Annotated in this window: 23 protein-coding genes, 1 tRNA gene and 1 pseudogene; 12 read left to right on the forward strand and 13 right to left on the reverse strand. The window is 66.2% G+C overall.

Going from position 1 to position 22537, the window contains the following annotated elements; all coding sequences use genetic code 11:
* The 6 genes and pseudogenes from GTP90_RS27215 to GTP90_RS27240 form a co-directional block, all read right to left on the reverse strand.
* Positions 1-272 (reverse strand): annotated as a pseudogene (locus GTP90_RS27215) (SH3 domain-containing protein); the annotation flags it as partial.
* 17 nt (positions 273-289) lie between these two features.
* Positions 290-1849 carry a hypothetical protein gene (locus GTP90_RS27220; protein WP_161086447.1) on the reverse strand — a complete coding sequence of 520 codons (1560 nt, stop codon included), beginning with the start codon at positions 1847-1849 and terminating at the stop codon, positions 290-292.
* Between the two features lie 3 nt (positions 1850-1852).
* Positions 1853-4345, reverse strand: a complete 2493-nt coding sequence (locus GTP90_RS27225; RefSeq protein ID WP_161086448.1) for an FtsW/RodA/SpoVE family cell cycle protein — start codon at positions 4343-4345, stop codon at positions 1853-1855.
* Positions 4342-5379 (reverse strand): serine/threonine-protein kinase, encoded by a 1038-nt coding sequence (locus GTP90_RS27230; protein ID WP_161086449.1) that lies wholly within the window; start codon positions 5377-5379, stop codon positions 4342-4344. The genes GTP90_RS27225 and GTP90_RS27230 overlap by 4 nt, the downstream gene beginning before the upstream one ends.
* A gap of 88 nt (positions 5380-5467) precedes the next feature.
* Complete coding sequence (locus GTP90_RS27235; RefSeq protein WP_371875136.1) at positions 5468-5890, reverse strand: glycine zipper 2TM domain-containing protein; 423 nt, start codon at positions 5888-5890, stop codon at positions 5468-5470.
* A gap of 169 nt (positions 5891-6059) precedes the next feature.
* Positions 6060-6590: a GNAT family N-acetyltransferase gene (locus GTP90_RS27240; RefSeq protein ID WP_161086451.1), complete on the reverse strand. Its 531-nt coding sequence runs from the start codon at positions 6588-6590 to the stop codon at positions 6060-6062.
* A 137-nt stretch (positions 6591-6727) separates the two neighbouring features.
* On the opposite strand from GTP90_RS27240, the gene GTP90_RS27245 reads away from it, so the two are divergent.
* Positions 6728-8170, forward strand: coding sequence for a M20/M25/M40 family metallo-hydrolase (locus GTP90_RS27245; protein ID WP_161086452.1), 1443 nt, complete (start codon positions 6728-6730; stop codon positions 8168-8170).
* Between the two features lie 79 nt (positions 8171-8249).
* Positions 8250-8489, forward strand: coding sequence for a hypothetical protein (locus GTP90_RS27250; protein ID WP_117010158.1), 240 nt, complete (start codon positions 8250-8252; stop codon positions 8487-8489).
* An 8-nt stretch (positions 8490-8497) separates the two neighbouring features.
* Here the strand turns inward: GTP90_RS27250 and GTP90_RS27255 are convergent, their stop codons facing one another.
* Positions 8498-8776 carry a hypothetical protein gene (locus GTP90_RS27255; protein ID WP_161086453.1) on the reverse strand — a complete coding sequence of 93 codons (279 nt, stop codon included), beginning with the start codon at positions 8774-8776 and terminating at the stop codon, positions 8498-8500.
* Positions 8777-8888: 112 nt separating this feature from the next.
* Here GTP90_RS27255 and GTP90_RS27260 point away from each other — a divergent pair, with 112 nt between their 5' ends.
* Positions 8889-10148 (forward strand): voltage-gated chloride channel family protein, encoded by a 1260-nt coding sequence (locus tag GTP90_RS27260; protein ID WP_161086454.1) that lies wholly within the window; start codon positions 8889-8891, stop codon positions 10146-10148.
* Positions 10149-10151: 3 nt separating this feature from the next.
* On the opposite strand, the gene GTP90_RS27265 is transcribed toward GTP90_RS27260, so the two are convergent.
* Complete coding sequence (locus GTP90_RS27265; protein ID WP_161086455.1) at positions 10152-11771, reverse strand: mechanosensitive ion channel family protein; 1620 nt, start codon at positions 11769-11771, stop codon at positions 10152-10154.
* Positions 11772-11877: 106 nt separating this feature from the next.
* Here GTP90_RS27265 and GTP90_RS27270 point away from each other — a divergent pair.
* From GTP90_RS27270 to GTP90_RS27295, 6 genes are all read left to right on the forward strand, one after another.
* Positions 11878-11962 (forward strand) — tRNA-Leu (locus tag GTP90_RS27270).
* Positions 11963-12285: 323 nt separating this feature from the next.
* Entirely contained in the window at positions 12286-12903 is a 618-nt protein-coding gene (locus tag GTP90_RS27275; protein WP_161086456.1) for a YdeI/OmpD-associated family protein, read from the forward strand.
* Between the two features lie 122 nt (positions 12904-13025).
* Positions 13026-13202, forward strand: coding sequence for an HNH endonuclease family protein (locus GTP90_RS27280; RefSeq protein ID WP_254452073.1), 177 nt, complete (start codon positions 13026-13028; stop codon positions 13200-13202).
* A gap of 122 nt (positions 13203-13324) precedes the next feature.
* On the forward strand, positions 13325-13819 hold the full coding sequence (locus GTP90_RS27285; protein WP_161086457.1) for a hypothetical protein: 495 nt from the start codon (positions 13325-13327) through the stop codon (positions 13817-13819).
* Positions 13820-13902: 83 nt separating this feature from the next.
* Positions 13903-14322, forward strand: coding sequence for a hypothetical protein (locus GTP90_RS27290; protein ID WP_161086458.1), 420 nt, complete (start codon positions 13903-13905; stop codon positions 14320-14322).
* Positions 14319-14507, forward strand: a complete 189-nt coding sequence (locus GTP90_RS27295; RefSeq protein WP_161086459.1) for a helix-turn-helix transcriptional regulator — start codon at positions 14319-14321, stop codon at positions 14505-14507. The genes GTP90_RS27290 and GTP90_RS27295 overlap by 4 nt, the downstream gene beginning before the upstream one ends.
* A gap of 21 nt (positions 14508-14528) precedes the next feature.
* Here GTP90_RS27295 and GTP90_RS27300 read toward each other — a convergent pair whose 3' ends face one another.
* The gene (locus tag GTP90_RS27300; protein ID WP_161086460.1) at positions 14529-14966 is read right to left on the reverse strand and encodes a universal stress protein; all 438 of its coding nucleotides are present in this window, start codon (positions 14964-14966) and stop codon (positions 14529-14531) included.
* Between the two features lie 225 nt (positions 14967-15191).
* On the opposite strand from GTP90_RS27300, the gene GTP90_RS27305 reads away from it, so the two are divergent.
* Together GTP90_RS27305 and GTP90_RS27310 are read left to right on the forward strand one after the other, a co-directional pair.
* Complete coding sequence (locus GTP90_RS27305; RefSeq protein WP_161086461.1) at positions 15192-15599, forward strand: carboxypeptidase regulatory-like domain-containing protein; 408 nt, start codon at positions 15192-15194, stop codon at positions 15597-15599.
* Between the two features lie 43 nt (positions 15600-15642).
* On the forward strand, positions 15643-16272 hold the full coding sequence (locus GTP90_RS27310; protein WP_161086462.1) for a SagB/ThcOx family dehydrogenase: 630 nt from the start codon (positions 15643-15645) through the stop codon (positions 16270-16272).
* A 10-nt stretch (positions 16273-16282) separates the two neighbouring features.
* On the opposite strand, the gene GTP90_RS27315 is transcribed toward GTP90_RS27310, so the two are convergent.
* Positions 16283-17515, reverse strand: a complete 1233-nt coding sequence (locus tag GTP90_RS27315) for a putative glycoside hydrolase (RefSeq protein ID WP_161086463.1) — start codon at positions 17513-17515, stop codon at positions 16283-16285.
* Between the two features lie 254 nt (positions 17516-17769).
* Here GTP90_RS27315 and GTP90_RS27320 point away from each other — a divergent pair, with 254 nt between their 5' ends.
* Positions 17770-18219, forward strand: a complete 450-nt coding sequence (locus GTP90_RS27320; protein ID WP_175001376.1) for an Hsp20/alpha crystallin family protein — start codon at positions 17770-17772, stop codon at positions 18217-18219.
* A 38-nt stretch (positions 18220-18257) separates the two neighbouring features.
* Here GTP90_RS27320 and GTP90_RS27325 read toward each other — a convergent pair whose 3' ends face one another.
* The 3 genes from GTP90_RS27325 to GTP90_RS27335 are packed head-to-tail and all read right to left on the reverse strand — an operon-like array spanning position 18258 to position 22516.
* Positions 18258-19496, reverse strand: a complete 1239-nt coding sequence (locus GTP90_RS27325; RefSeq protein WP_161086464.1) for an MgtC/SapB family protein — start codon at positions 19494-19496, stop codon at positions 18258-18260.
* 9 nt (positions 19497-19505) lie between these two features.
* Complete coding sequence (mgtA, locus tag GTP90_RS27330) at positions 19506-22100, reverse strand: magnesium-translocating P-type ATPase (RefSeq protein WP_161086465.1); 2595 nt, start codon at positions 22098-22100, stop codon at positions 19506-19508.
* A 32-nt stretch (positions 22101-22132) separates the two neighbouring features.
* Entirely contained in the window at positions 22133-22516 is a 384-nt protein-coding gene (locus GTP90_RS27335; RefSeq protein ID WP_161086466.1) for a TraR/DksA family transcriptional regulator, read from the reverse strand.
* Positions 22517-22537: the final 21 nt, after the last annotated feature.

Below are 22537 nucleotides of genomic sequence, written 5' to 3' on the forward strand. Positions count from 1 at the left end.
GCAGCCTCCCGTGCCGCGGCCGCCGCTGTGATCGCGCGCGCTTCGGCGCTGCGGTCCGGCGTGACGGCGGCGGTGCCGCTTTCGCTTTGCCGGCCGTGCGCGGCGTACAGTATCAGGCTGCCGAAGCCCCATGCGCCGGCCACCATGATGAGCAGCGCGCGCGCGTTCGGACGGCGCCACCACTGGCGCGGCGTCAGGTAGGCGGCCAGGAACAGGGTGATCACCAGCCCCGCCGCGTAGGCGCCCGCCGAGTAGAGTTTTGCCGTTTCCATGCAGGCTCCCTGTGTGCTCAGGCGTCGAAGCGCAGCACGTAATGGCCCGCCACCAGGTGATGGCCGGTCGGCAGAAGATAGGGCGCGTCGGTGTCGGCGTCGCCGATGCTGGCGACGAATTCCATCTTCTCATCCAGGTGGTACAGGGCCTGCGAGGCGCTCAGGCGGCCGATCTTGTAGCCCTGCGCCGCCGCCTCGAAACTGAAGGCTTCGCGCGAGAGGCCGATGCGGTCGGCGCTGGCGGTGTTGGCGCCGCCGGCGCGCTTGAGGAAGCGCGGCGAATCGAGCAGGCGCAGTGCCGCCAGCATCGGCGAATTGCGGCCGAAGCTGAAGCGCGCGCCGCTCGCCACCGAGGCGCCGACCGGCTGCGCCAGGCAGATCAGGGCGCGGTAGCGGTCGTCCATCTGCGGCGCGGCGGCCAGCACGCGGATGGCCTGCGTATCGACCGGCGTGAAGGTGGCCGGTGCGGTGATGCGCTGGCGGCCTTCTGCGGTACAGGCATACAGCTCGTCGGAAGCGTCGACGACGAAGCTGATTGCCGGCTTGCCGTCGCTCGACAGGGCCAGCGCGCGGTTGAACGGCAGCTCCATCGCTTGCGCGCCGGTGTCGCGGTAGCGGCTCAGGCGCGGCATGGCCAGCGCCACCAGGCTGACGCGCTGTTGCGACACCGGCGCGTAGGTGGCGTCGCTTTCACCGGCGTTGTTGGCCGGCTTGTGGCTGACCGGGATCGCCGTCATGTCTGGCGCCGCGCCGTTGTGGGCGCGGCTTTGCCATACCGCCGGCTTGCCGGTGCCGGCCGGGGCGATGCTGATGCTGTCGACGGCCGCAGGCGCCTGCGGGCGTGCCGCCGTGGCGGTGCGCGCGATCTTGAGCATCAGGCGCGGGCTGCCGCCCGGCGTTTCGCGGGTAGACTTGATGGTGTAGTAGCCGCTGCGCGGATCGAAGCGGCAGTCGTAGGCATCCTTGGGACGCATCTGCACGACGGGCGCCGCATCCGGGCCGTCGTTGATGACGAGGATGGCGCCGTCCGGGCCGAACGGCCAGCCGCTGGCGATGAAGCTCGCCTCTCCGCCTTCGCCGCCGATCAGCGCCAGGCGCTGGTTGGGGTAGATCGGGCAGACCGGGTGCCAGATCGCGCTGTCGCGCGACACGCTGACGTTGTAGAGGATTTTCTCGTCCGGCGCCGGCAGGTACACGGCGTGGCCGAACTTGACTTCGATCTCGCCCGGCGCCAGCGACGATGTGCCGATCACGTCGTACCGTACCTGGTCGCCGCCCAGCAGGTCGCCGAAGTCCTTCTGGTGCAGCGCCGTCAGCGTCTGCGCCAGGTCGCGCGCGCGGGCGCCACGGGTCAGGTGGTAGTCGTCGTCGACTTCTTCCTGCGGCAGCATCAGCGTCACGTGGGAGAAGCAGCGCGTGGCGGCGCGGCCCTTGTGTTCGCGCGGGCTGCGCTCCAGCAGGTCGCGCAGCAGCGGGCGGCGCGAGAACAGCGCCAGGCCGGGCGCCTGCCAGATCGCCTCGGCGTTGAACACGTCGGGAATGCGGCCCAGGACTTGGTGTTGTACATAGATCGGCATGATTCATTCTCCTTCTGATGATTGCGCGCTGATGGCACTGAACGCTAGCAGGGGGCAGAGGAAAAACAGCAGGTGGCTGCCGCCGGCCGAGAGGAAGCTCATGGGCTGGCCCATGATGGGGAAAATGGCCAGGTTGGTGCCCCACGACAGCAGGAAGTGGCCCAGCACGAAGGCGCCGCCGCCGCACAACGCGAAGTAGCGGAAGCGGCCGGACCAGGCATGGCGGAAGTCGCGCGCCGAGGCGCCGGCCTGGTAGGCGCGGGCGGCGGTGAGGGCGAGGCCGGCCAGGAAGGCGGCTTGCGCTGCCCACAGCAGCAGGCCGCCGGCCAGGCCGTGGCGGTTGAGGAAGAACGAGGCGGCGAAATCGTCCTGCACGGCGGGGATCTGCACCGCGCCGCCAGCCGCCATGCCGAGCGAGCGCAGGCCGAGCCAGTGGTCGGCGCCCATCCAGCCACCGTCGGCGATGGCGCGTGCGCCCAGCAGCAGCTGTTGGCCTGTGTGCGGATGCTCGGCGGGATTGAGCCAGACCAGGAAGCGGTCGGCGTAGAAGCCCCAGCGTATCAGGTCATCCGTGCCGGTGCAGCGCAGGTAGACGATGGCGCCGGCGGCCGTCAGCGCCGTGGCGATCAGCGCGCCGGCCAGCTTGCGGTTGCGCGCGGCGAGGGCGTAGGAGAAGGCCACGATGGTGCTCCAGATGAGCAGCAGGATCAGCGGCGAGAAGTCGTCGACCTGCACCAGCGAGAGGCCCAGCAGGGCAAGGAACAGCAGCGCGGGGGCGATCAGTTGCAGCCAGCGGGCGCCGTGTTCGGACAGCGTGTGCGGGCCGGCGTGCCAGTTGAAGCGCAGCGCCAGGCAGTGGGCCGTGAGGGCGGTAAGGGCGAGCTTGGCCAATTCCACCGGTTGCAGATCGAAGACGCCCTGCTCGTCGCCCCACAGCACTTGCGCGGCCAGCGCGGCCAATGCCACGGCGGCGAACAGGGCGAGCAGCCATTCGATGCTGCGTTGCTGAAGATGCGCGCCACGCGCGGCCTGGTGTTGTGTCCACAGGCGCAGCAGACCGCCAAGGCCGGCGCCCACCGCCAGCATGGCGGCGCTTTTCTGGTAGTAGCGCAGCCACGACGATTCGGGCGCGCCCAGGCCCAGCTCCAGCTGCGACAGCAGGCCGGCGGCCAGCAGCACCACACCGGCGGCGGTCACCAGCGTGAGCCGGCCTGGCAGCGCGAGCCACAGCACCAGCGCACAGGCGGCCAACGCCATCGAACACGCGGCGCTTGGCGCGTACCCCACACGCTGCGAAACCAGCGCGACTACGCCGCAAACCAGTACGCCGCCGGCGGCCAGCAGCATGCTCACCTCCCCAAAACCGCCGATGCGCGCAGCCCGGACAGCGCCGCCGAGGTTACCTCCGGCGCCGCGCGGCCTGCGTGCCGCCAGCGCGAGGGCCGCCGCCATGCATGCGAGGCTTATCGCGATGCCGGTCCAGATGGCGCTGGACTGCCCACCGCTCCACAGCGCGCGCCGCTGCCATTGCCAGCTTACGTGCTCGGGCAGTTTCAGGTCAGGTGCGTTGAACAGGCTGACGTGGCGGCTCGGGTGCAGCGTGAGCTGGCCGCCATCCGTCTCCAGCTGGAAGCGCGTATGGCCGACCACAATCGCTTTCACACCGGCCAGCGATGCCTCCTGCTTGCGCAAGTCGACCTGCGAACCGGCGCCGTGCACCAATACGGCCGCGCGGTCGCCGTCCGGATTGCCGGCCGTGAGTTGCAGTCCGCCGTTGCCCCGGGCGATAAGCGCCGCGCCAGGCGTTACCTGCGCCAGTCCGAGCCGATTGTCGCAATGCAGATTGCCGCCGAAGGACAGCGGACGCGATATCGTCAGCACGCCGGGCATGGCGCGGTTCCACAGCGACAGCACCTTGGACGCCAGATGCGACTCGGGGCAGTTGGCCTGCTGATGGCCATCGCGATACAGCACCGCGCCGTCGTAGCGCCATTCATGGCCGTCGCGCGCGAAGGCGATGTTGCCGGAATCGGCGGCGCGCACATCGAACAGTGCGCCATCGATCTGGAAGCGTTGACCGCCAGCCAGCGGCGTGCTGCCCAACCGTTGATCGCCGCCGTCGCGCAACAGGACTACTTGGCGGGTCATGCTCAGGTTACGAACTGTCCAGCCATCTTGCGCATCGCGGCGCAGGGACAGGTGATCGCGATCGGCCTGCGGCGCCGCCAATTCGTGCCGCCCCAGCGCGACGGCTTCACCCGGTGCCAGTTTGACGTTGATGGCGGCCGGCAGCCAGGCCGCCGGGGCCCGTAACAGGGCCAGCGCCTGCAAGGCGCACAGCCCGGCCAGCAAGGCCAATGTGACGGCGAGGGCGCCATTGACCGCGGCGGCGCGGGCAATGGCCGCAGGAATATCGCCGAGGCGGGGCCGGTCGAACGCGGGCCGGCGCGCAGCCGGCTTCGTGGAAAACGGAAGACGCAGAGAGATCGCCATCATGCCCCCTGGATGGTGCGCCAGCTGTTGTTGGCTGTCGGCCGGTTCATGCCGTGGACCGGATCTGCGGCGTCGAAAACGCCGCGAGCCGGCTTGACGCCCTCGATCGCGTGCAGCATGCGGCTGATCTGGATCGCATGGCGCGGACGCTGTGCCGGATCCAGATGCAGCAGCGCGCGCAGCAGCTCAAGCGCCGCATCGCGGGCCGGCGCCGGAATCGCGGCGGCGAAGCGTGCCTCTTCCTCCGCATGCAGCGCCGCCGGAATCGCGCCACCGTGCATGCGCCGCAGCAGGTCGGCGCCAGCCGTGTGATGTTCGCGATAGGCTTGGCCGCAGTCGCTGCAAAAGCGCAGCGGCAGCCCGCCGGTGACGAGGAAGTAGAACATGGCGCCGAGCGAAAAATAGTCGCTGCGCTGGCCGGTGGCGTAGCCGCCGCCGTCGGCGGGGAAGAACTGTTCCGGCGCCTGCCAGTTGGCGGTGCCGGCATACGAGTGAACTTGAAGGCTGCCCAACTGGCGGTTGGTGCCGAAATCGGCCAGCTTGACGGTGCCCAGGTCCCGGTCCAGCAGCACGTTGGCCGGTTTAAGGTCCAGGTAACGCCAGCCGTATTGATGCACCTTGGCCAGTGCCTGGTTGATCTGGGCGATCCAGTGGAGGATGCGCGGCAGCGCCAGCGCCTGGCCGCGCCCCTTCAGCGCGATCATGTGCTTGCCCAGGTCCGTGGCCATCAGCTCCAGCGCCAGCACCGGCAAGCCCTCGTGCCAGCCGCTGTCGAGCAGGCGCACGATATGGCGCTCGTCCCACGGTTCCAGCGATTGCAGGAAGCCGATTTCATTGTTTGCGCTGGCGATCCAGCGCTCGCGCTGGGCGGGCAGGGCGCGCGCCATCTGCTCGCGGTTGATCAGTTTGAGGGCGACGTCGCGCGTGGCCGGCGGCCCGCTGGCGCGCCAGATGATGCCGTAGGCCGATCCGCCGATCTGCTCGCGCAGCCGGTAGTGGCCCAGTTCCAAAGCGATGATTGCGTCTGCTGTCGTCATGATTTCCCCTCGGCCCGCGCCGTTACGCTGGGCTAGCGGGGGGAAGACGAAAAAAAAGCCCCTTGCGGGGCGTTGGGGCGTGGGACGCTTAACGTTCCCAGCGATCGTAGTGATGGTGGTGGCGTTCCCAGCGCTCTTCGCGATATTCGCGGTATTCGCGGTAGTAAGGGCGGGCCGGTTCCACATACACCACGCGTGGAGGCGGCGCGTAGTAGCGTGGCGGCGGAGCGTAATACACCGGGGCCGGTTCGTAGTACACCGGAGCGGGCTGGGTGTACACACGGGTCTCGACGTAGCGGTCGCCGCGGCCGCGGTCATAGTAGCGGTCATTGGTGCTGATGCTGTTGCCGACCGCCGCGCCAACCAGGCCGCCGACGATGGCGCCATCGCGTCCACCGGCATTGTGGCCGATGGCTGCACCGACCACCGCACCGGCTACCGTGTTGAAATCACGGTCGCCTGCGTAGGCCGACGACGATACTGCTGCTGCGGCCAGTAACGCTACACCCATAAATTTTTTGCTCAACATGGTATTTCCCCTTGCGGTGGCCCGGATCGGAATGATACGTCGGCCAGTGACTCCACTATAAAGCCCGCGAGAAAATACGCCACGTCTTATACACATGCTTACAAACCGGCCGATCCGGTAATGGCTTGTAACAATTGGCGCTTGCCCCCACTTAGCCCCGCAGCGTCTCCCATTCTGGCCGCAGCAGGCTGAAGACCTGCACATCCTGGTACCGGCCGTTGATAAAAAAGCTCTGGCGCAGCGTGCCTTCGGCGCTGAAACCGCATTTTTGCGCGACGCGGATGGAGGCCACGTTTTCCGGTGCCGACAGCAGTTCCAGCCGGTGGAACTGGTGGACCTTGAACAGGTAATCGACCAGCATGCGGCATGCCTCGGTCACGTAGCCATGCCCGGACAGTTTGCTGTCGAACAGGCGGTAGCCGATTTCGCGCGTGACCGGCGTGCGGCTCTTGAAGTGGGTGATCACGCCGACGATGTGGTGCAGTCCATCCTCGATCACAAACAGCTCGCTGTCGTCGGAAACGAAACCGTTTTGCATGAACTCCTTTCGCATCGTCTCCGGCGACTTGAAGTGGCTGGAGAAGTAGTCGCCGCGCGAGGGCAGGTCGTTGACCAGTGCGATGAAGGTGTTCAGATCGGTGGTCAGCAGGTGGCGCACGGTGCAGAGTGAACCCTTGAGCATAGGCGGCGCTTTCGTCGGAGGTGAAGGTTCATGGTAGTGCAAGCGCCATAACAAATCAACATTGATGACAAGAACTCCATGATGGGTTATCGTTTAGATCGTTCTTTGCTATTCACACCCCCATCGATAGGAAACGCATGAAATCCGTCTTCAAGTCCCCGTTGTCCCTCACCGTCCTTGCCAGCGCCTTGTTGGGCGCCGGCGCCATTGCCGCTCCGGCCAACGATCCGGCCACGCTGGCCCAGATCCGCGACAGCGCGATGAAGAACGACTGGGCCTACGAGCGCCTGGCCGACCTGACCGATCTGGTTGGCCCGCGCCTGTCCGGTTCTCCCGGCGCGGCGGCGGCGGTGGAGCAGGTGGCGGCCGCCATGCGCAAGCTGGGCGCCAAGGTCACGCTGCAGCCGGTCAAGGTGCCGCATTGGGTGCGCGGCGTGGAGACGGCGGAACTGGTCGACTACAACGGCCGTCCGGCCGGGATCACCCAGAAAATCGTGCTGACGGCGCTGGGCGGTTCGGGCGCCACGCCCGCCGCCGGCCTGACCGCGCCGGTGCTGGTGGTGCGCAGCCTGGCGGAGCTGAAGGCCAAGGCGGCCCAGGTGAAAGGCAGCATCGTGCTGATGGACGTGGCCTTCGACCAGGAACTGGCCGATCGCGGCCACGCCGGCGCGGCCTACGGTCCAGGCGCGGGCTTCCGCTACATCGGTCCGAAGATGGCGGCGGAGATGGGCGCGGCGGCGGCGCTGGTGCGCTCGGTCGGCGGCGCCAACTTCCGCATCCCGCACACCGGCGTGACCGGCCTGGTTGACGGCGCGCGCATTCCTGCCGCCGCCATCACCACCGAGGACGTGCTGCTGCTGGACCGCCTGCTGGCGCGCGGCCCGGTCAAGATGCACCTGACCTTGACCCCGCAAATGCTGCCGGACGCCGACAGCTTCAACGTCATCGCCGACTGGCCTGGCACCGACAAGGCCGATGAGGTGGTGGTGGTCTCCGGCCACCTCGACTCGTGGGACCTGGCCACCGGCGCCAACGACGACGGCACCGGCGTGGCCGGTGCGATGGGTGTGATCGAGACGCTGAAAAAGCTGGACCTGCATCCGCGCCGCACCATCCGCATGATCGCGTGGATGAACGAGGAAAACGGCACCCGCGGCGGCAAGGCTTATTTCGAGGCGAATAAGGATAAACTGGATAAACAGTTTGCCGCCATCGAGTCCGACAGCGGCGGTGGCCGTCCGTTTGGCTTCATCGGCAGCGTGACGCCGCCGATGGTGAAGTACTTCGCGCCGCTGAAGGAGGCGCTGGCGCCGATCGGCGCCGGCCAGTTCGAGCGTCGCGATGTCGCGGGCGGCGCCGATACGGGACCGATGGAGCGCGCGGGCGTGCCGGCGTTCGAGCCGATGGTCGATTCGTCGGCCTACTTCAACTACCATCACACCCCGGCCGATACGCTGGACAAGGTCAACCCGCTGGAATTGAAGCGGCATGTGGCGGTGATGACGTCGCTGAGCTGGTTCCTGGCGAATATGGAGCAGCCGATCGGCCGCACCGCGCACCAGGATGACGAGGAGGACTGATCGGGCCGGCGCGCCGCGCATCCGTGCGCGGCGCGCCGGGGCCTTCGTGATAGGCTGCTGACTTATCGAGGAGAGCATCATGGACAAGATTCACTACAAGGGCTGGGATATCGTGCCGACCGCGTTGCAAACGACGGACCGCCGCTGGTCCGCCAGTTGCGACATCGAGCGCGCCAGCGTGGGCGGGGTGGAGGTGTTCGAAGGCGCCACCATGCAGTTCGTGCGCGACACCGAGGACGAGGCCATCGCCGCCGCCTGCGACGAGGCGATCCGCCAGATCGACAACATCATCGCCAACCCGCTGGTGCGGCTGGCCTGAGGCGGTGCTCACGGCACAAAGATGACCTTAGCCGCCAGCCCCAGCAGGAATATCATGATGGTGCACTGGGCGCCGAAGAGCCAACGGGTGACGTAGCGGAGTTCTGTTCGCAGCTCTTTCAGCACCACGTCTTGCTGGTCCAGGCGTCGTTCGATCTGATCGAAGCGTGCGTCGACCTGCGCGAAGCGCTGATTCGTCAGCTGAAAGTGCCGGTCCATATCTTCCCGCAGGCTTGCGATCTGGCTTGCCTGCCTATCCAGCCTGCTTAATATGTCATCGGTCTCCACTTTTGGCGCCATCCTTCCAGTCGATGAGATGCTAGACCGGCTTCGGCTGAACTAGTTCAATCCCGGCGGCCTGATTGCCGCCCTCCGGCGAATTTGCTAGTATGCAAGTCAGATGAAATCACGCCGCTATCCCGAACAAATCGCCTTGTTGCCGTACATCGGCAAATGGACCTTCATCGCCGGCCTGATCGCACTGCTGAGCGGCACGGCCTCCGCCTTCTTCCTGTTCGCGCTCGACCGCGCCACCGGCTGGCGCGAAGCCCACCGCTGGATCATCTGGCTGCTGCCGCTGGCCGGCTTCGTGGTCGGCTGGGTGTACCTGAAACTGGGCAGCAGCGTCGAAGCCGGCAACAACCTGCTGATCGACGAAATCCACGACCCCAAGAAAGTCGTCCCGCTGCGCATGGCGCCGCTGGTGTTGATCGGCACCGTGATCTCGCACCTGTTTGGCGCGTCGGTCGGCCGCGAAGGCACGGCCGTGCAAATGGGCGGCACCCTGGCCGACCAGCTCACCCACGTGTTCCGCTTGCGCCACGCCGAACGCCGCATCCTGCTCATGGCCGGCATCAGCGCCGGTTTCGCCTCGGTGTTCGGCACGCCGCTGGCCGGCGCCATCTTCGGACTGGAAGTGCTGGCCATCGGCCGCCTGCGCTACGATGCCATCTTCCCCTGCATGGTGGCGGCCATCGCCGCCGACCAGGTGGGCATGGCCTGGGGTGTGCATCACACCCACTACGCCATCAGCGGCGTGGTGGCGATCGGCTTCTGGAGCATGGCCGCCGTGCTGGCCGCCGGCATCGTGTTCGGCCTGACCGGCATGCTGTTCGCGAAATCCACACACGCCGCATCGGCCTTCATGAAGCGCCGTGTGGCGTATGCGCCGCTGCGTCCCCTGATCGGCGGCGCGCTGGTGGCGTTGGCGGTGTGGATGGTCGGCACGCGCTACATCGGTCTTGGCATCCCTGTGATTGTCGAAGCGTTCCAGCAGCCATTGGCGCCGACGGATTTCATCGGCAAGTTCCTGTTCACGGTAGCCTCGCTGGGCAGCGGCTTCAAAGGCGGGGAGGTCACGCCGCTGTTCTACATCGGCGCGACGCTGGGCAACGCGCTGGCGCCGTTGCTGCACCTGCCGTTCGCGATGCTGGCGGGGCTGGGCTTCGTCGCCGTGTTTGCCGGCGCGGCCAACACGCCGCTGGCATCCACCATCATGGCGATCGAATTGTTCGGGCCGGAGATCGGGCCTTACGCGGCGCTGGCGTGCGTGGTGGCTTATCTGTTCTCCGGCCATGCCGGCATCTACCGCGCACAGAAAGTCGGCATGCTCAAGCACCGCCTGCCGCCAGTGGCGCGCGATCGGAAACCACCAGCTTAAAGCTTACTGCGGCTCCCGCGCCGCCGGTGCAGGAGACCAGTTTTCCTTCGGGATCACATGCGGCGTGGCCGGCTCCTGCGTGAAATGCGGCGACGTGATCTGCACCCCGAATTCGTTGAACACGTCGACGATGTACTGGTGCAGCTGGTTCAACACCTCGGCGCGGCGGCGCGGCGTCTCCACAGTGGCGTAGGCCACCAGGCGGTACTCCACGTAGAAGTCCGACAGCCCGATCTGCATCACGTAGGGCTTGGGCGTGGCGGCGATATCCTCCGTCCTGGCGGCCGCCAGCTCCAGCATCGCATGCACCTGGCGCCATGGCGTGTCGTAGCCGATGGTGACGGTGGTGTCGAGCACAAAGCCGGTGCCCGCATGCGCGCGCGAGTAGTTCTTGGTGGTGTTGGACAGCACCCAGGCGTTGGGCATGGTGATTTCCTCACCGAGGCCGGTGCGCAGCCGCGTCTCGAACATGCCCAATTCGACCACCGTGCCTTCCGCATCGCCAATGCGCACATACTCGCCTTTGCGCAGCGAGCGCGCGTACATCAGGATCAAACCGCTGGCGCCCTGGCCGACGATGCTCGACGCGCCGATCGACACCATCAACCCCACCAGCACCGACACGCCCTGGAACGCCGCCGTGTGCGAGCCGGGGAGGTAAGGGTAGGCCATAGCCAGCGCGAACAGCCAGATCACGACATTGAAGATGCGGCGCGTGGGCATGGCGGTATCGTGATCGAGCCAGGCGATTTGCAGTTCACCGCTTTCCACGCGCTCGAACACCGAGCCGGCGGTCAGCATCACCAGCCGCGCGATGGCGGCGATGACGGCCACCAGCACCAGGCCAGGCAGCGCATCGATGACGCCTTGCGCGACGCCGGCGATGACGTCGATCAGGTAGTCCTGCAGGCGTTCGCCCCAGCTGCGCGAGTAGGGGATTTTACCCATCACGAAGGCCAGCCACAGATAGGTCGCCATCAGGCGCAGGCCCCAGATCAGCAGGTTCACCAACTGGCGCATGAAGGCCACGTAGTGTTCGGCGTCGAGGATGCGCACGTTCTTGAGGCGCACCTGGCCGAGGCGGCGGCTGATGGCCTGGGTCGAGCGCTTGCCCACCCAGCGGTGCATCAGCCGCAGGCCGTGCAGTATCAGGCCGTATGCCAGCGTGGCCGCCGCGCACAGGGCCGCCGCGATCAGCAGGTAGCGCGGGCTGGCTTGTTCGCGGCGCTCCAGCAGGGCTTTGCCGAGTATCGCCGCGCTTTCGGCGGCGACGCTGTCGGTGGTGTCGCCGGCCAGCGGATTGATGTCGGCGGGCGTGACCAGGAACAGCAGGGCGCCGTCAAGCATCACCTGCGTGCCTTCGGCGATTGTCCGGGTGCTGGGTAGCTGCGGACCATTGCGGGCCAGCGTTGCCTCCAGCCGTTTGCGCGCGCCATCGGCCCGCTCCTCCGGCGGGTAGCCCGTCAACACGGAGCGGAACACGAAGATGGTGCGGTTGGCGAATACCAGCCTGGCTTGCGCGGGGGCGCTGGCTTGTGGGCTGGGCAGGGTGTCGGCGGCGGTTGCGAAGCAGTGAAGCATCATCAACAGCGATGCGAAGAGCAGTCGGCGCAGAACGGTCATAGCTATCCTCGTGACGTAGATGTTGGCAATGATGCCATGTTATTGGATTGGATAGTTGCCGGTATGGCAGTTACGCCGGGTTCGTGGCATAATCACGGGCTCTGTCGCTCCGATGGTGAAATTGGTAGACACTGGAGACTTAAAATCTCCCGCCGCAAGGCGTGCCGGTTCGATTCCGGCTCGGAGCACCATTACCTCATCTGTAGACGTCCACGCACGTCGCGGTCTTTCTCCTCCTCACAGGGGAAATCTCAAATCTGGGTCCACCAGAAGCTGCTGAGCAAGCATGGTGGCCAGAACCACTTGCCCAATTCGATTACACCGTGTTGTTTGACCCAGCGGTTCCTGCTCAGAGTAGGCCGTTGCGCTTCGCGGCAGGAAGAGATAGGTTTGCAGTGACAATTTGTGTTTTTTTTCATATGGGCAAGCTGCTATGCTGCCCCGTAGACCAAGTTCGGCGAGGAACTCAAGGCCAGGACACGGACGCCTGACTAAAAAAAATCGGAGTGATGTAATGGCGGTAGACGTTGAGATGATGCTGTTTCCATCCCAGGGCGCGTTTGCGCATTGGCTTGCCGCCCATCACGGCGGCTCCGACGGGGTGTGGCTGCAGCACTCCAAAAAAGGTGCCCCGGTCCCCAGTGTAAGCTATCAAGAGGCATTGGAAGTTGCACTGTGCTTCGGCTGGATTGACGGCCAGAAGCGTTCGCTCGACGCTCATCACTATTTGCAGCGCTGGACACCGCGCCGCGCACGCAGCCTGTGGTCCAAGGTCAACTGCGAGAAAGTGCTCAGGTATATTGAGGAAGGTAAGATGCAGCCGAGTGGCTTGGCTGAAATCGAGCGAGCGAAAAAAGACGGTCGATGGGATGCCGCATACGAATCGGCTAGCGCGGCGAGCGTGCCGCCCGAACTTCAAGCTGCGTTCGCTGACCACCCCGGGGCGGCCGAATTTTTCGCCACGCTCAATTCGCAAAACCGTTATGCAGTGTTGTTCAGGGTTCAGACAGCAATCAAGCCTGAGACCAGGCTACGCAAGGCACAGGAGTACGCAGCCATGCTGGCTCGGCAAGAGACGCTTAGCCCGGTCATGGCGAAGAAGCGGAGCAAGGCCGGCCAGGATGCGGCATAGGCGAAAGAGGGCGATTCATCCCGATGACGAACGCAAGCGGCCAAGTGCATTCGGCTGGAGATTCAACCAGTCGACGGCGGGCGCTGCCGCCCAACATCTCACAGCAAGTAAAGGAAATTAGCATGACCGTTGGGAAAAAACCGGACGCCGCGCGGCTGGACAAGATTGTGGCCGACGCGCGGCGCGCGGCCGACCAGCGCGAGTTGGGCTATCGCGAGCGCTCGCTGAAAATGTATCCGTGGGTGTGTCGACCGGGGACTAAGCCTGAAATCGGCCGAGGTCGCGCCGGCAACGCATAATCCGTTTGCCTCATTGGCCGGTTTGATGAAAAAGAAAGAATAAATTAAGCGGCTGCGGACGGTATGGATAGCTACCATCGGCCAGATGCAGAGAATTTCCTCGTGTCATATACGGAGTGTTGGTGAAAAATCTATTTATCGCATCGTTATCAGTGGCGCTTTTGGGCTGTGCGGCAACAAGCCATAACGTTACTCCACAATCGCTCTCCGATGGAGTGTGGTCGGGTACGCTCAAATCCGTAACGATTCGTGCCAATGACGGTCACGAAGAAGGGCAATCTGATTTGCTGATTGCAAGCTGCAAAGGCGTCGTCAGAATTTGGGCCGGCGATGGAAATGGAGCATATAGCAAACTTGGAAGCAATTATGTCATCCACTCCTCTCCGGATAGCCATTTGATTTACTTTTTGGACGCCGCGCCGAAGCAGCCTGATTGGGTGGAAATTCAGACCTATTCCTTGCTGGAGATAGATTCCGAGACAGCCGTCCTCCAATGGAGTCGGGCGGTAAATAACCGCGACCTGGCCAGATCTGACGACGGTCGATATTTCTTTAGCCAAGGCACTACCCGGCTCCGCCACGTGAGCCAAGCGTGCGATGAACGTCTGGTCCCTTAGGAACGCGGCTGGATGTAAAGTTTACTTGACATCGAATTTTCTCCATCCTACTATGTAAAGCATACTTTACAGGAGATAAATCAATGCACGCTCAACAAAACCAGAAATATTCCGTGATGGAACGCAAGGCCAGTGGAAAGTATGTGCGTGAGCTGTTCGGCAGTATCGCGATCTACATCCTGCTGCTCATGGCGTCCCTGAAGTACGGCCCGTCGATGGATCCCAGCGCACTTAAGACCGCCGCTTTGGCGTGCCCGGTGATTGGCTTTTTTCTGATGATCTGGGCGGTCGCGCGACAAGTTGGCCGGATGGATGAATATCAACGTGTCGTCATGCTTGAAACCGTCACCCTCGCGGCTGCCGTCACGGTGGGCGTCACCTTCACCTACGGTTTTCTCGAGGCCGCTGGTTATCCACGCCTGAGCATGTTCACCGTGTGGGGAATCATGGGGGCGTCGTGGCTGGTTATCGGCCTGTTCCGCCACTGGAGGATGGGTCGATGAACAACACCATCCGTGAGCTGCGCGCCGAACGAGGGTGGAGTCAAGCCCACCTGGCCGACCAACTCGAGGTGTCAAGACAGACCGTAAATGCCATAGAAACCGGACGCTATGATCCCAGCTTGCCTCTGGCTTTTGCAATTGCCAGGCTGTTTGGGACGACGATAGAAGAGATTTTCACAATCTGATTCCCGTCCGCTGGCGCAATGTCAGCGGTACACCAGCACCGGCACCGTCGCATGGGCCAATACCCGCTGTGTCTGGCTGCCGAGCAGCAAGCGCTGCAGGCCGCCATGTCCGTGCGTGGCCATGAAAATCAAATCGCAGTTGTAGTCCTGCGCTGTCCTGACGATCTCGTCGGACGGACTGAGCGAGGTGGCGACGTGGGTGGTGCAAGGCACGCCCGCGCGGGCCGCCTCGGCGCCGATTTCTTGCACGCACTTGTGCGCTGCGGCCTGCATGGCGTCGGCAAACACCTGGACGTCCATCACGGCGCCGAACTCGACATACGGCGAGTAGGGATACGGTTCGGCAACGGACATGGCAACCAGGCTCGCGCCAAGCTTGCGCGCCAGTTCAATCGCGGCCGTGGCGGCTGCCTTCGACAAGTCGGAGCCGTCGCTGGGAAGTAGGATGGTCTGGTACATAGATGCTTTCTGCCGCTAAGGCTGGTGGTTCGGGCCGCTGTCGGCGGGATACCGTGATCATCGCGCTGCTCACCAGTAAAAGTCCTTGATGTGGATCAAAATGTTCCAGCCTGGGCTGCGACGCCGCTTCTGAATAATTCACGGTTTTTTGATTTGGGTCAGGCGGGCCTGGTGCATTTATGCGCGGCTCCGATTACTGTGAAGATTCTTCACGGAGGAACTGCCATGTACGCATTGAGAAGCGGAGTGTTGATCCTGGCGCTGGCCGCGCAAGGCGGCGCGCTGGCGGCCGAGCTGGCGCCGCGGACGCAGAACGGCATCGCCTATCTGAGCGGCGGCGTCGGCGAGGACGAGCGGCAGGCCATGCAGGCGGCCCGCGCCGACTATCCGGTGCGGTTGACCTTTGCCACCAAGGGCAGCGGCGAATTCCGGGCCGACGTCTCGATCACCATAGTCGACCGCGCCGGTGCGGTGGCGGCGACTTTCGTGTCGCCCGGCCCTTTGTGCTACCTCAAGCTGGCGCCGGGCAGTTATCGCATCGTCGCCAGCCTGCGCGGCAAGGAACTGACACAGGCGCTCACCGTGCAGCCGCTGGCCGCGCGGGAACTGTATTTTTACTGGGACCCGGAATGAGCCACGCCGTGCCGGGCGCAATGAATCACCTGAATGGAACACCATGACCGCATCCCATACCCCGCTGACCCCATTGCAATTGATCGCTCCCGAAGCGCTGGCGCTCGACGCCGAATTCGCGCCGCTGAGCATGGCCTTGTTCAAGGTGCTGCTGCGGCGCCAGTCCAGCCGCGAGTTCAGCCCAGGCGAGCTGCCGCTGTACGCGTTGTCGCGCCTGCTGTGGGCCGCGTTTGGCATCAACCGGCCGCAGTTGGGCCTGCGCACGGCGCCGTCGGCCAGCAACGGGCAGGAGATCGACATCTACGTGGCGATGCGTGCCGGGCTGTATCGCTTCGATGCGCGGCAGCTGGTCTTGCTGCCGGTGCTGGCCGAGGACATCCGCGCCGCCACCGGTTGTCAGGATTTCGTCGCCACGGCTCCGATCAACCTGATCTACGTGGCCAGCCTGAAGGACGACAGCACGCGGCCGGAGACCGAGCAGAAGTTCTACGCCGCGCTGGACACCGGCTTCATCAGCCAGAACGTCTACCTGTTCTGCGCCGCCGAGGGCCTGGCCACGGTGGTGCGCGGCTGGGTCGACCGGCCGGCGCTGGCCGAGGTCATGGGACTGGCGCCGCACCAGCAGGTGATCGCGGCGCAGTCGGTCGGTTATCCGGCGTCGCCGCAGGGGTGACGCGCGCGGCTCATTCGTGCAGGCCGCCGTCCGAGTAGCGGTTGCGCGGATTCCACAGCATCCAGCCGTTGGACTGGGCCGCTTCGGCCGCGTCGATCTGCGCCTGCACCTCGGCCGCGCCGAACGGGCGGTGGTCGAAGGCGTAGTCGGTGAAGTCCTGCAGCCACGGCCGGAAGCGGGCGCCGCCCAGTCCGGTGCGCTGCTTGGCGCGCTGCAGGGACTGGTACACGATCTCGTACGGATGGGCCACCGCGTTGCGGTAGTTCGGGATGCCCCATTTGAAACCGGACGGATACAGCATCGGGCAGATGTAGTCGAGCGGCTGGACCAGGCGTTCGAGCTGCTGGCCGATCGCCGTGTCGTCGGTATTCCACAGCACGTAGCCGAAGATGTCGGCGGCCACGAACACGTTGTAGGGCGCCAGCCGCTGCCGCGCCGCGCCCAGGAAGCCGCTGATGGCGTCGACCCGGCTCGCTTGCGTGCTGGGCTGGGCGTACTGCGCGCCGGGCGCGTCCGGGAAGCGCACATAGTCGAACTGGATCTCGTCGAAGCCCTGCCGCGCCGCTTCTTCGGCGATGTCGAGGTTGTACTGCCACACCTCGTGCCGCATCGGGTCGACCCACGGCAGGTTTTCGCCGTCGCGCCAGATTTGGCCCTGGCTGTTTTTCAGCGCGAGGTCGGGCTGTGCGGTGGCCAGTGGCTCGTCCTTGAACACCACGATCCTGGCGATCAGGTAGATGTTTTTCTGGTGCAGCTGCGCGACCAGCGCCGGCATGTCGCGCACGGTGCGCACCTTCTGCGCGCCGACGCGCTCGGCAAGGGCGATGGTGCTGGCGTAGGGGATCATGCCGCGGTCGCTCTTGACATCGATCACCAGCGCGTTCAGCTCGGTCTGGTCGACCAGCCGCAGCGCGGCCTCGCGCAGCGCGTCGCTGCCGATGCCGTAGGCCGACAGGTACACGGCCTTGGGCTGGAAGGGTGTGAGGGCCAGCCGCAGCGGGGCGTCGCCGTCGGCGTGCACGCCCTGGCGGCGGGTGTAGCCGGGCGCGCGGACGGCCACCTCCGGCCCCGGTCCGGGCAGGTGAAACTTCCCGGCCGCGTCCGTCAGCGTGCTGGCGCCGCCGGAGGTGACGATGGCGCCGGCGATCGCGCTCTGGTCGGCCTGGCTGTAGACAAAGCCGTCGACCGCGTGGGCGGCGGGAAGCGCGAGCGTCAGTGCCGCCGCGAGTACGAGTTGGCGCATGGGGACTATCCTTGGCTGGTGGTTCGCACTGCTGTGGGCCACTGTAGCGGCGGATGTCGTGACGGCACAGGCCGCCGCTTGATCCAGGTCAAAAGACCGGCGAATTTGCGGCACCTTTGACTTGAATCAAAATGCCGTGATGACAGCGCCAGCCTCGGTTGCTACAGTAATTCGGTAGCTCGACGGTAATGGCGTGTTCGCCGGCGCGCCATCGGTCAACCCTCACCGGCGTTCACTGATACAAGGAGCATGACATGGCTAACAATCTGATGCAGTTCGACCCATTTGGCGACTTGGCGCGGCTGGAGCCGTTGCGCGGCGTCGAAGACTTTTTCCGTGACTTCCGCCTCAAAAACATGCTGCGCGATTTCGACGCCAAGCCGTTGATCAAGCTCGACGTGGCCGAGACCGAGCAAGCCTACAGCGTCAAGGCCGAGCTGCCCGGCATGAAGAAGGAAGACATCAAGGTCGATGTCGAAGGCAACCGCGTCACGATCTCCGCCGAGACCAAGCGCGAGAGCGAACAGAAGGAAGGCAAGACCGTGGTGCGCAGCGAGCGCTATGTCGGCCAGCTGTACCGCAGCTTCACGCTGGAGAAGGAAGTCGACGACGGCAAGGCTGAAGCCAAATACCAGGATGGCGTGCTGGAGCTGACATTGCCGAAGAAACCCAACAACGGCGCCAAGAAGCTGGTGATCAGCTAACACGCGTCGCGCGCGGCCCGGCGCAGGCCGGGCGTGCCTCACCAGCTGGCCAGCAGCGACGGCAGGCTGGCCGCCAGCAGTATCGCCACCAATCCCCACCCGACCCGGCGCAGGAACAAGCGGCCGCCGCCGGCCGCGGCCGCCGCCAGTTTGCTCGACGTGTTGGCCGCCAGCGCGCACAGCAGGATGTGCCGCGCCGCCGCCGGCGTCAGCACGCCGCTGTCGGCCAGCGACAGGATCGAACTGGCTGCCGCGTGAAGGTCCACCAGCCCGACCAGCAGCGCGCCCAGCGTCGCCGCCGCCGTGCCCAGGTAGGCGTTGGCGTAGGCCATCAGCGCTGTCGCGCCGCTCAGGATCAGCGCGAACAGCACCGCCTGGCGGATGCTGAACACCCGGCCGCCGCGCGCGGGCGGACGCACCGGCGTGGACGCCGCACGCAGCAGCGCGGCCGACACCAGCGCGGTCGCGAGCAAGGCGCAGGCCAGCGTCGGCGCCAGCGACAGCAATTGTCCCGGCGCGATGGTCAGCACCACCACGAACAGCAGCAGATACGTGGCCACGTTCGACAGCAGCGCGGCAGCCGCGCACGCGCCCAGCAGCGACGGGTCGCGGCGGTAGCGCCGCCCCATGTCGGCGGTGGCGGCAACGCTGGAAACAAAGCCCGAGGCCAGCCCCGTCAACGCCAGGCCCATGCGCGGACCGGCCATGCGCATGGCGACATGGGCGACCGCCTGCAACGCCATCAGCACCACTACCAGCCCCCACATGCGGCGCGGATTGACGCCCAGCAGCCAGCTGTTGGCCGCGTCCGGCAGCAGCGGCCAGATCACGAGGGCGGCGCCGGCCAGGATCAGGCCGTCGCGCAGCTCGCCGCTCTTGAGCGTGACGCGGATGAAGTGGTGCAGCGGCGCGCGCAGGTTGAGCATGGACGCCACCAGCACCGCCAGGCCGGCCGACAGCTGCGGATGGCCGACCGCGTTCACGCCCAGCAGGAAGCTGGCGAACAAGGCCAGCTGCGTCACCATGCCGGACTCCTGCGCGCTGGCGCGGTAGTACCCAACCACGTTGAGCGCCACCACCATCAGCGCCGCCATCAGCGTCAGCGCGGGATCGATGGTCTGGGCCAGCGCGCCGCACAGCGCCACCAGCGCGAAGCTGCGCACGCCGGCCAGCGCGTGCGCGGAAGCCTCGCCCTTGCGCCGCTCGCGCTCGATGCCGATCAGCATGCCGCTGCCGAGGGCGGCCCCCAGTCCGATCAAATTGGCGCTGATGCTCATGGGCGCTCCCTACAGTTGGCCATAGCGGTGCGCCAGCCAGCTCTTGAGCAGCTGGGCCGACACCAGGTAGGCGCCGACGATGGCCGACAGCGCCAGCCAGTAGCCGCCGGGCGGCGTGACGAAGCCAAGCGCGCCGCCAAAGGACGACACCGGCAACCACAGGCCCAGCACGCAGACCGCCAGCGTGGTGGTCAGCAGCGCTGTGCTGGGCTTGCTTTGCACGAAGGGCACCTTGCCGGTGCGCAGGACGTGCACCACCAGCGTCTGCGTCAGCAGCGATTCGAGGAACCAGCCGGACTGGAACAGCGCCGGCTGACGGGCCGCGTCAAACAGATACCACAGCACGCCGAAGGTCAGGTAGTCGAACAGTGAGCTCAGCGGGCCGAGGTACAGCATGTTGCGCCAGATATTGCCGATGTCCCAGCGGCGCGGCCGGCGCAGGTAGCCGGGGTCGACGCGGTCGCTGGCCAGCGCGGTCTGCGACACGTCATACAGCAGGTTGTTGAGCAGGATCTGCACCGGCGCCATCGGCAGGAAGGGCAGCAGCACGCTGGCGCCCAGCACGCTGAGCATGTTGCCGAAGTTGGAGCTGGCGCTCATGCGCAGGTATTTGCTGATGTTGCCGAACACCTTGCGGCCCTCGACCACGCCGTCCTTCAAGGCCATCAGGCTCTTCTGCAGCAGGATGATGTCGGCCGATTCCTTGGCGATGTCGACCGCGCTGTCGACCGAGATGCCGACGTCGGCCGCCTTCAGCGCGGCGCCATCGTTGATGCCGTCGCCCAGGTAGCCGACCACGTGGCCGTGGCTTTGCAGCGCGCGGATCACCCGCGCCTTTTGCTGCGGCGCCAGCTTGGCGAACACCGACACTTGTTCCGCGCGCAGCGCCAGCGCGTCGTCGTCGAGGGCGTCGATGTCGCTGCCCAGCATGACCTGCTGCACCGGCAGCCCGACGTGGCGGCACACGCTGCGCGTGACGGTGGCGTTGTCGCCGGTCAGCACCTTGACCGCCACGCCGTAGTGGCTCAGCGCGCGCAGGGCCTCGGCCGCGCTGTCCTTGGGCGGGTCGAGGAAGGCGATGTAGCCCACCAGCAGCAGGTCGGCCTCGGCGCGGTTGTCGATCACCGTATCGCCGGCGGCCAGTTCGCGGCAGGCCACGGCGATCACGCGGAAGCCGTCCTCGTTGAGCTCGTTCACCACGCGGTCCAGCGCCACGCCGTGATGGTCCTGCAGCGAGATCACGCCGGCGCCGGTCTCGGCCCGGGTGCAGACGCTGAGCACTTCCTCCACCGCGCCCTTGCAGATCAGCACGCGGCTGCCGTCGCTGCGCTCGACCACCACCGACATGCGGCGCCGCTGGAAGTCGAACGGCAGCTCGTCGATCTTGCGGAAGGCGTGGTCGGCGTCCAGGTGCTCGTGCACGTCCACGTAGTTGAGCACGGCCACGTCCAGCAGGTTCTTCAGGCCGGTCTGGTAGTAGCTGTTCAGGTAGGCGTATTCGGTCACGCGGGCCGAATCCTTGCCTTCGATGTCGACATGGCGCTCCATGATCACGCGGTCCTGCGTCAGCGTGCCGGTCTTGTCGGTGCACAGCACATCCATCGCGCCGAAGTTCTGGATCGCGTTGAGCCGCTTGACGATCACCTGCTTGCCCGACATGGCCAGCGCGCCCTTGGCCAGGTTGATGGTCACGATCATCGGCAGCATCTCCGGCGCCAGGCCGACCGCCACCGCCACGCCGAACAGCAGCGCCTGCAGCCAGTCGCCCTTGCTCAAGCCGTTGAGCACGAACACCAGCGGCATCATCACGCACATCACCCGTATCATGAGCCAGACGAACTGGTTGACGCCGCGGTCAAAGCTGGTCAGGGCGCGGGCGCCGGCCAGGTCGGTGGCGATCTGGCCGAAGCAGGTGCGCGCGCCGGTGGCGACCACCAGCGCGCTGGCGGTGCCGCTGACCACGGTGCTGCCCATGAAGGCGATGTTGCCCAGCTCCAGCGCCGGCAGGCCGGCGGCGGCCAGCGCCTGGCCGTGCTTCTCGACCGGCAACGCCTCGCCGGTCAGCGCTGACTGGCTGATGAACAGGTCGCGGCTGGCCAGAATGCGCAGGTCGGCCGGCACCAGCGCGCCGGCCGACAGCCGCACGATGTCGCCCGGCACCAGCGCGGCCAGCGGCAGGTCGCCGGCCTGGCCATCGCGCAGCACGCTGGCGGTAGTGGCCACCATCGAGCGCAGGCGTTCGGCCGCCAGGTCGGAGCGGTGCTCCTGCACAAACGCCAGCAGCGACGACAGCACCACCATGACCGCGATCACGATGGCGCCCCAGGCCTGGCCGGTCAGGTAGTTCACCAGCGCCAGGGCCAGCAGCAACAGCGACAGCGGACTGGCCAGCAAGGTCAGGAAGCGCAGCCAGGCGTTGCCGTGGGCCGGGTGGACCACCGCGTTGGGCCCGGTTTGCTGCAGGCGGGTGCGCGCCTCCTGTTCCGTCAGCCCGCCGGCGCGGCTGTCCAGCAGGCGCAGCGCGGCGTCGGGATCGGCTGCCGCGTACTTCTGCAGCAGTGCTTGTTGCTGGGCGTTGGCGGTGCCGGGCGGGTTGGCGGACATGTCGGTGGTCGGGCTCCGTTGAGGGGATGGGGTCAGCCGCGCGGGCCGCGGTGCGGGCGCCGCTCGTGCGCCTGCTGGCAGGGCAGGCACATGTGCGCGGTCGGCTGCACCCGCAGGCGCTCGTGGGGAATGGCGGTGCCGCAGCGTTGGCAGCGGCCATAACTGCCGTCCGCCAGGCGCGCGCAGGCGCTGTCCAGGCTGCGCAGGGTGGCCAGATCCTCGGCCAGGCGCACCGGGTCGCAGCCCGGCAGCCGCCTGGCCACGGCCGGATCGTCCGGCGATATTGTGCCGTCGAGCAACTGCGCGGTCAGCGGCAACGGCCCCAGGCGCAGGCGCAGCTGGCTGGCCAGTTCGGCGCGGTGGCGGTGCAGGCGGGCGGCGAGCGCTTCCAGTTCAGGGAGGGAGGACGGGTTCATGGCATCACTGTAGGGCCGCGC

It is taken from the genome of Duganella vulcania (assembly GCF_009857655.1).
GTDB classification, from domain to species: domain Bacteria; phylum Pseudomonadota; class Gammaproteobacteria; order Burkholderiales; family Burkholderiaceae_D; genus Rugamonas; species Rugamonas vulcania.

What these genes read in the sequence shown, in the direction of transcription:
- GTP90_RS27240 (WP_161086451.1), bottom strand. Translation starts at nt 6,590, where the DNA reads ATGCTCAAGGGTTCACTCTGCACCGTGCGCCACCTGCTGACCACCGAT.
- GTP90_RS27295 (WP_161086459.1), top strand. Translation starts at nt 14,319, where the DNA reads ATGAACAACACCATCCGTGAGCTGCGCGCCGAACGAGGGTGGAGTCAA.
- GTP90_RS27320 (WP_175001376.1), top strand. Translation starts at nt 17,770, where the DNA reads ATGGCTAACAATCTGATGCAGTTCGACCCATTTGGCGACTTGGCGCGG.
- GTP90_RS27290 (WP_161086458.1), top strand. Translation starts at nt 13,903, where the DNA reads ATGCACGCTCAACAAAACCAGAAATATTCCGTGATGGAACGCAAGGCC.
- GTP90_RS27235 (WP_371875136.1), bottom strand. Translation starts at nt 5,890, where the DNA reads ATGGGTGTAGCGTTACTGGCCGCAGCAGCAGTATCGTCGTCGGCCTAC.
- GTP90_RS27305 (WP_161086461.1), top strand. Translation starts at nt 15,192, where the DNA reads ATGTACGCATTGAGAAGCGGAGTGTTGATCCTGGCGCTGGCCGCGCAA.
- GTP90_RS27220 (WP_161086447.1), bottom strand. Translation starts at nt 1,849, where the DNA reads ATGCCGATCTATGTACAACACCAAGTCCTGGGCCGCATTCCCGACGTG.
- GTP90_RS27225 (WP_161086448.1), bottom strand. Translation starts at nt 4,345, where the DNA reads ATGATGGCGATCTCTCTGCGTCTTCCGTTTTCCACGAAGCCGGCTGCG.
- GTP90_RS27265 (WP_161086455.1), bottom strand. Translation starts at nt 11,771, where the DNA reads ATGACCGTTCTGCGCCGACTGCTCTTCGCATCGCTGTTGATGATGCTT.
- GTP90_RS27275 (WP_161086456.1), top strand. Translation starts at nt 12,286, where the DNA reads ATGGCGGTAGACGTTGAGATGATGCTGTTTCCATCCCAGGGCGCGTTT.
- mgtA (WP_161086465.1), bottom strand. Translation starts at nt 22,100, where the DNA reads ATGTCCGCCAACCCGCCCGGCACCGCCAACGCCCAGCAACAAGCACTG.
- GTP90_RS27310 (WP_161086462.1), top strand. Translation starts at nt 15,643, where the DNA reads ATGACCGCATCCCATACCCCGCTGACCCCATTGCAATTGATCGCTCCC.
- GTP90_RS27300 (WP_161086460.1), bottom strand. Translation starts at nt 14,966, where the DNA reads ATGTACCAGACCATCCTACTTCCCAGCGACGGCTCCGACTTGTCGAAG.
- GTP90_RS27230 (WP_161086449.1), bottom strand. Translation starts at nt 5,379, where the DNA reads ATGACGACAGCAGACGCAATCATCGCTTTGGAACTGGGCCACTACCGG.
- GTP90_RS27315 (WP_161086463.1), bottom strand. Translation starts at nt 17,515, where the DNA reads ATGCGCCAACTCGTACTCGCGGCGGCACTGACGCTCGCGCTTCCCGCC.
- GTP90_RS27260 (WP_161086454.1), top strand. Translation starts at nt 8,889, where the DNA reads ATGAAATCACGCCGCTATCCCGAACAAATCGCCTTGTTGCCGTACATC.
- GTP90_RS27245 (WP_161086452.1), top strand. Translation starts at nt 6,728, where the DNA reads ATGAAATCCGTCTTCAAGTCCCCGTTGTCCCTCACCGTCCTTGCCAGC.
- GTP90_RS27335 (WP_161086466.1), bottom strand. Translation starts at nt 22,516, where the DNA reads ATGAACCCGTCCTCCCTCCCTGAACTGGAAGCGCTCGCCGCCCGCCTG.
- GTP90_RS27325 (WP_161086464.1), bottom strand. Translation starts at nt 19,496, where the DNA reads ATGAGCATCAGCGCCAATTTGATCGGACTGGGGGCCGCCCTCGGCAGC.
- GTP90_RS27250 (WP_117010158.1), top strand. Translation starts at nt 8,250, where the DNA reads ATGGACAAGATTCACTACAAGGGCTGGGATATCGTGCCGACCGCGTTG.
- GTP90_RS27280 (WP_254452073.1), top strand. Translation starts at nt 13,026, where the DNA reads ATGACCGTTGGGAAAAAACCGGACGCCGCGCGGCTGGACAAGATTGTG.